The organism is Xylophilus sp. ASV27, assembly GCF_016428875.1.
Lineage (GTDB): Bacteria > Pseudomonadota > Gammaproteobacteria > Burkholderiales > Burkholderiaceae_C > Xylophilus.
The window spans coordinates 1-301 of the sequence record NZ_JAELTO010000383.1; the positions used below are offsets into that span (position 1 = coordinate 1).

Consider the following 301-nt stretch of genomic DNA (forward strand, 5'->3'; position numbering starts at 1 on the left):
CCCCCCCCCCCCCCCCCCCCCCCCCCCCCCCCCCCCCCCCCCCCCCCCCCCCCCCCCCCCCCCCCCCCCCCCCCCCCCCCCCCCCCCCCCCCCCCCCCCCCGTTTTTCAAGCAGAAGACGGCATACGCGATTTCCTGTACGGTCTCGTGGGCTCGGAGATGTGTATAAGAGACAGGCGCTACTGGCAGCACGGGCCGGCTGCCGCGCCGGCGCTGCCCGGGCACTAGCTCGGCCTGGAAATTGCTATCCTCCTCAGCCAGGAGATAGCCCGCTTATGCAGAAATTCGACGAGATGTACAGC

At 72.8% G+C, this 301-nt stretch carries 1 protein-coding gene; it reads left to right on the forward strand.

Annotated elements, in window-relative coordinates; translation table 11 throughout:
- Positions 1-227, forward strand: a 227-nt coding sequence (locus JHD63_RS23450) for a hypothetical protein (RefSeq protein ID WP_198973190.1), incomplete at its 5' end; no start/stop codon positions are given.
- Between the last annotated feature and the right edge of the window lie 74 nt (positions 228-301).